Here is a 6,318-nt window from a genome sequence, read left to right as displayed (position 1 = left end):
AAACGGATGAGCAAGGAAACATCGCGGCCCGTTACCAATACGATGCGTGGGGGAACATTCTATCCCAATCCGGCGTCTTGGCTGACGAAAACCCATACCGATATGCGGGATACCAATATGACCAAGAAACGGGTCTCTATTACTTAATTGCCCGATACTACCATCCAACGCATGGAGTGTTCCTTTCCTTGGATCCAGATCCGGGGGATGCGGATGACATTCTCACGCAAAACGGATATACGTATGCGAACAACAATCCGGTGATGTTGGTGGATCCGGATGGGAAGTTTGCGTATGCTGTAGGGCTTTATTTTGTTCCTGGTGTTGGACAAGTAATGTTAATTGGTACTGCTGCTGTTGTCGGGGCCTATGGAGCGTGGTATTTAGGAACAAAACTTGGGGAGATAGACTGGGACCATATTAAAGAGGAGCACGGTCCTAAATCTAATAAAAAGATGAAAGATGGAAAAAAACCAAAAAGTAAGTTTAAAAGTAATAGAACTTTAAAGAGAACCACTAGAGCAACTGCGAGGACAAAGCCCGTAAGAACAGGTAGATATGGTAGAACTATCCATGAAAAAACATTTAAAAGACCCGTAGGAACAGATACTAGAGGGAAACCTACTAATAGAGTAAGAGTCATTCGGGAACCATCCGGTAAAGTTGTAACAAGTTTTCCTTTCTAGTTATATTATTTTCGGGCATTATTATCTTTTAAAAGATAATAATGCCTCTCTATAAAAAGAAGGGGGTTATATATTTGAATACTGACAAATTAATATTTAATAAATATTATGAAATTACAGAATTAAGTAAATATGAACCTATATCTGTAGACTTGGGATTAAAAGACGATATATTGATACTTTATTTACATGAAAATACTAATGGTAATCCCTTTTTATATAAAATAGTCCATTTAGATAATGGAGAGAAGCGGTCGTATGAAGTCGTTGCAAATAAAGAATTACACTTCTTGCAGTTAATAGAAGATAACTATCTACTAATCTGTGGTTACTTAACACATGATCAAGAAAATAATGCATTTATATATGACAAAAAAGGAAATTTATTAAAAGAATTTTGTGTAGGTAATGGAGTAAATACATGTAAAGTAGATCAAGATCACCATATATGGATTGGTTATAGTGATGAAGGAATTTTTCATGAAAGTGAAATAGGAAGTAAGGGAATTGTATGTTTTGATAAAAATGGAGCTATTATATATGATGCATTTGATATGTTAGTTGAGCAACGAAATTTTCCACCCATTGATCATTGTCATGCAGTAAACATTTCTGATTCTAACGATGTATGGCTATATTATTATAGTGCAGATGCAAAATATCCTATAGTGCAATTAAAAAAGAATAGTAATACTGCTTGTTGGTGGGAATCGAATGTTAGTCGTGGAGAAAATTTGGTTGTTGGGCACAATATGGTTTTTGTTTTAACCAATGAAGGAGATATTGTGGGAATTAATCTAGAAAATAAGCAACATAAAGAATATACAGCATACGATACACAAGGTAACAAATTGACATTTGATTATTATTTTGGTAGAGGAAGTATATTGTATGGAGTTAGTAAAAATATTATTTATAAGCTAGATTTAGAAAAGTTCTAAATAGAACAATGTTTCGGGTTAATGGAGTAATAGTTCTGTTTGTATTTATGGACAGGATTATTACTCTGTTTCGTTTTAACATAGGATTGTGACAAGAGTGCCTGTCACGTGTCGAAGGAATAGCTGCAACATTTCTTCTTTAAGCATGTATCAATCGTATTATGACGCGGAAGATTAACGGATCAGCATGTCGTCGGTGCGGGTGCATTGGATTTGACCTATGCGTACGATGCGGACGGAAACATTGTAATGTATTTTGATGGTGCGGATTCGCATACGTTTACATATGATTTTGCCGGCCGCTTAACGTCATGGACATATCAAGGCAACACGGTTCAGTATGACTACGATGCGGCTGGGAACTTGAAAAACCCGCACGGCAAGACGCTCACCTTTAACGTGGCGAATAAAGTCGAGGGCTTCAGCTACGATGAAGCAGGAAATTTGCTTCAAGATGACAAATACCAATACGAATGGGATGGGGAAGGCCGCCTGCTTAATGTGAAAGATTTAAACGGCAATACGATCGCCAGCTTCACGTACCATCCAGACGGTTTGCGGAAAACGAAAACAGTCAACGGTGTAACGTACCATTATCACTATGCCGGCTCCGATTTAGTTCGTATCACCGATGATAACGGACAAACGGTGTGGGCGTTTACATGGGCGAATGGAAAGCCGAACACCATCACGAACTCAAACGACGATACGTTTTACTATGTGACGAATTGCCGCGGAGATGTCGTACGTATCGTGGATGAAAATGGAGCGACGATGGCTAGTTATAGCTACGATCCATGGGGCAAAGTCCTTTCCGCTTCAGAAGATACAGGAGTCGCTGGACAACCACTGGGGTATGCAGAGTATTATTATGATAAAGAAACCAAACTGTATTATCTTCAAGCACGATATTATGATCCAGAAACGGCAATGTTTATTTCGAGAGATCCAGGTCCAGGGGATCAGGATGATTCAATAACCCAAAATGGGTATACGTATGCGAATAACAATCCGGTGATATTAGTGGATCCGGATAGGCATTGGGTCTGGCTGGCGATCAATGCAGGGTTTGCGGTTTATGATGGATATAAGGCATTTAAAAAAGGTGGATGGAAGGCTGCGGCGATTGCGGTAGGTGCAGGGCTTGTTGGCGGTGCGGCTTTTAAAGCGTATAGAATTTATAAAGCGAGAGAAACAGTCAAGATTATGAAGATTTTATTGGCGGCTAAGCATGGAAAAGGTAACACTACTATAGAAGTAGGGAGAGTAAGTAAGAGACTAGCAAAAAAGGCTGGGAAAGCATGGGTTGGATCAGGGGCTAAGCCACTCTACAAAAATGGTAAATGGATAGGATATAGAAGTAAAGATAAATCTAAAGTATTTAGAATGCAGTATAAGAAAACAAGAAGGGTATATCAAGCGAATTTTGAGGAATTTTATAAGAGTCCTATCAACAAAAAGACATATAAGTTACGAAATGCACACTTGAATTTTTAGCATGGAGGGAGCCATATAAATGATAATTCCTGAATTATTTTGTTTAACGATAATGGATGAAGACTGGGGAGAGGATGTTGATGATTTTTGGATTGAAATTGAAGCAGATATTGGTATAAAGGGGGACTCAGATTCTGCTGAAGTATTTACTATCTATGTTACAAGTCCAAGAAGGTTAAGGGATATGGTGGAAAAGTCAGGGTTGGAGATAGCTAGGGGATTGTTTATAATGAGAGACTTTAATATAAAAAGTGTAGAGGAGCGTCTCAAAAAAATACTTGCACATTGTTCAAGAAAAACGTGGAACGAAACAGCTTTAGCTATTAGTCGGTACGCTATTTGGGAGTATGAAAACTAAGTCGAAGTATAATTGGGAATTTTTTGGATATATAAATCCAACCTATTTTCCTAACATGTCGTCTTGTTAACGTGAGGGTGCTTTAAAGATAGCATTGTTCAAACCTATCTTGACAGAAACACAGAATATTGATGGAGCCTTTTCATGAAAAATTTTTATTTAGAGCTCACGACCTACTTTAAGGTTTGTGAGCTTTTATTATCTGAGAGTGAGAAAGAATAACAACTAACTAGAGAAATGTAACCAAACAAAAAACATGGATTATGACGAGAGAGGAAACATTCGCACCTTCACGACTGGAAATGGAGCGGGCGCTACCTTCACGTATGATGACCGCGGCTTGGTGAAAAGTCTGTCAGTGGGGACGGCAGATGGAACCGAGTTGTTGGCGGAAACGTACCGTTATGACGAAAACGGCAATCGGACAGAAATCGCCACCCCGACCGGCGCGAAGACGCTCTATCGTTATGACGTCTTAGATCAACTAGTGGAAGAGCAATGGCCAGATGGAACGACGATCGCGTATACGTACGATGGATTCGGCAATCGCAAGCAAATCGTCAAAACGAAAGACGGACTATCCATGACGATCACGGCCGATTATAATGTAGCGAATCAATTGACCCGTTTCGGCGATGAAACGATCACGTACGATGCCAACGGCAACCGGACCGAAGACGGCGAGTACCAATATGAATGGAACGAAGCCGATCAGCTTGTCTCTATCACTCGAAAAGGCGAAAGCACGCCGTTTGTGACGTACCAATATGATGAAGACGGTCGCCGTATTCAAAAGAATGTGAATGGTGTTATTACGAACTACCATTACCAAGGCGACAGCCTGAACGTTCTGTATGAAACCGATGCAAGCGGAAATGTGGTAAGGTCGTATATATACGGAGAAAATGGGCAACTCCTTGCTATGAAGAAAGGCACAGCAACGTATTTTTACCACTATAACGCCCATGGCGATGTCATCGCCCTAACGGATGCGCAAGGAAACATCGTAGCCCGTTACCAATACGATGCGTGGGGGAACATTCTATCCCAATCCGGCGCATTGGCGGACGAAAACCCATACCGATATGCGGGATACCAATATGACCAAGAAACGGGTCTTTATTACCTGATTGCCCGGTACTACCACCCAGAGCATGGCGTGTTCCTATCTTTAGACCCAGACCCAGGGGATGCGGACGATATCCTCACACAAAACGGCTATACGTACGCGAACAACAATCCGGTGATGTTGGTGGATCCGGATGGGCATTGGGTATGGCTGGCTATCAACGCGGGATTTGCGGCGTATGATGCGTATAAGGCGTACAAGTCGGGAAAAGGATGGACAGGTGTCGCAGCTGCGGCGGCTATCGGTTTTGTCGGTGGAGGAAGATTAAAAGCAGCTAGAGAAGCTGGATTTGCTGCTGAGACATATCTTGCTAGAAGATTAGGGGCTAAACCAGCCCATCTTCAAAGAATATTTAGTGTTGGAAAAACAACAAGACGAGCTGATATTGTAAAAAAATGGTACATTACATGAAGTGAAAGTGGGAAGGGTTTCAGCTTCTGCTTTCACGAGAGCACAGATTGCAAAGGATGCATGGTTATTAAAACATGGAAAAGTAAAAAGGGTGCACTGGAACTTCTACGTAAGCTCAAGAACAGGTAAAGTAGGACCAAGTAGAAATCTTAGAAAACTTTTAAAGAAACATGGTATATCATATAGTATACATCGTGAAAGCTTTTAAAGAGTAAAGGAGGGATCTTTATGTTATCTAATAAGGATAAAATGGTTAGTGCTTTAAAAAAAATAGTTGTCCCAGAATTAAGAAACAGGGGATTTAAAGGGGCTTTTCCTCATTTTAGGAAGCAAGAAGGTCAGTTAGGTTATTTGCTATCGTTTCAATTTGATAAATGGGGAGGAGGATTTATAATAGAAGTTGGAGTAGCAAGGGTTAATGAGGAAGGAAACGTGATAGTTGATGGTATAGTTCGACCATTTCAAAAGATGAATGCTTTTCACTTAAACAATCGTTTTAGAATAATGAATAATAAAAATGGAGATAAAGATTGGTTTAAATTCGATAACGAAAACCAAAATTTAGAGGAAACAGAATTTATTCGAATAGCTGAGAATGTTTTGCCATATTTGGATGTTGCAGGAAATTGGTTTGAAAAAATAAAGCAAAAGCAAACAGTACGATAGAACCAATCTAGGCGACCTGCTTGCTTTATAGCAGTGTCGTCTTTTTTATAACAATTTAGATAAGCTATTGACTCAAGAAAAAGTAGTAACCCGTGGTGCTAGATAAAATCGAGTAAGCATAAAAATAGCCCTTGCCTGCGGATCTCCTGTAGAATGAAAGTGCCAACCATCATTCGAAAGGAGAATCCCCGTGCAAGAGCACTTTCATTTTTACTACAGATCAAGCGAAAATTCAAAAACAATATGCGGCCATTTTCTTCTTTGTTTCTGCCCAACTCCCATCCATCCAAATGTATTTGCAGCGCCGCAATCGTCATTTGGTGAAGCAAGAAGACGTTGTCATCATTGCCATTCATATTTTAGGTGTAAACTAGCACATTATTTCAGAATCCCTTTTTCAAATTATATAAATGCACCTTGAAAAGTTAACTTTTCGATTACGCGGAACACCCCAAGCGCCGCAACACTTCCTCCGGGCGTTCCTGAATGTAATGAGCAAATCGTTGAACCGCTTGCAGGATCTCGTGGCGGTCTTTGTGAAAGGCGTTGGCGATCACCGTATCCTTCAGCCATTTCCACAAACGCTCGATCGGGTTGAGCTGCGGCGAGCAGGGCGGCAGATACAGGAAA

General features: G+C 40.3%; 6 protein-coding genes and 2 pseudogenes. 7 read left to right on the top strand and 1 reads right to left on the bottom strand.

The genetic code is table 11. The features are described from left to right. The 7 genes and pseudogenes from GJ1_RS19175 to GJ1_RS18150 form a co-directional block, all read left to right on the top strand. A partial coding sequence (locus GJ1_RS19175; RefSeq protein ID WP_245629449.1) for an RHS repeat-associated core domain-containing protein occupies positions 1-686 on the top strand: 686 nt, incomplete at its 5' end. Between the two features lie 74 nt (positions 687-760). Then, positions 761-1,627: a YxiH-YxzG fusion protein gene (locus GJ1_RS16900; protein WP_066234969.1), complete on the top strand. Its 867-nt coding sequence runs from the start codon at positions 761-763 to the stop codon at positions 1,625-1,627. A gap of 207 nt (positions 1,628-1,834) precedes the next feature. Next, complete coding sequence (locus tag GJ1_RS16895) at positions 1,835-3,124, top strand: RHS repeat domain-containing protein (RefSeq protein ID WP_245629447.1); 1,290 nt, start codon at positions 1,835-1,837, stop codon at positions 3,122-3,124. Between the two features lie 19 nt (positions 3,125-3,143). Then, positions 3,144-3,482: an Imm8 family immunity protein gene (locus GJ1_RS16890; RefSeq protein ID WP_044736697.1), complete on the top strand. Its 339-nt coding sequence runs from the start codon at positions 3,144-3,146 to the stop codon at positions 3,480-3,482. Positions 3,483-3,735: 253 nt separating this feature from the next. After that, positions 3,736-4,899, top strand: a pseudogene (locus tag GJ1_RS16885) (RHS repeat-associated core domain-containing protein); the annotation flags it as partial. A 351-nt stretch (positions 4,900-5,250) separates the two neighbouring features. Further along, a complete protein-coding gene (locus GJ1_RS16880) occupies positions 5,251-5,688 on the top strand; it encodes a DUF4304 domain-containing protein (RefSeq protein ID WP_066234962.1) in 438 nt (145 codons plus the stop codon). Positions 5,689-5,878: 190 nt separating this feature from the next. Further along, positions 5,879-6,053, top strand: a pseudogene (locus GJ1_RS18150) (IS982 family transposase); the annotation flags it as partial. A 72-nt stretch (positions 6,054-6,125) separates the two neighbouring features. Here GJ1_RS18150 and GJ1_RS16870 read toward each other — a convergent pair. Next, positions 6,126-6,318: transposase (locus GJ1_RS16870; protein ID WP_245629446.1), on the bottom strand; the 193-nt coding region annotated here is incomplete at its 5' end.

The sequence above is a fragment of the Geobacillus jurassicus NBRC 107829 genome (assembly GCF_001544315.1).
Taxonomy (GTDB): domain Bacteria; phylum Bacillota; class Bacilli; order Bacillales; family Anoxybacillaceae; genus Geobacillus; species Geobacillus jurassicus.
The sequence above is the reverse complement of the archived record's forward strand: the minus strand, read 5'-3'. Positions and strand labels throughout refer to the sequence as shown.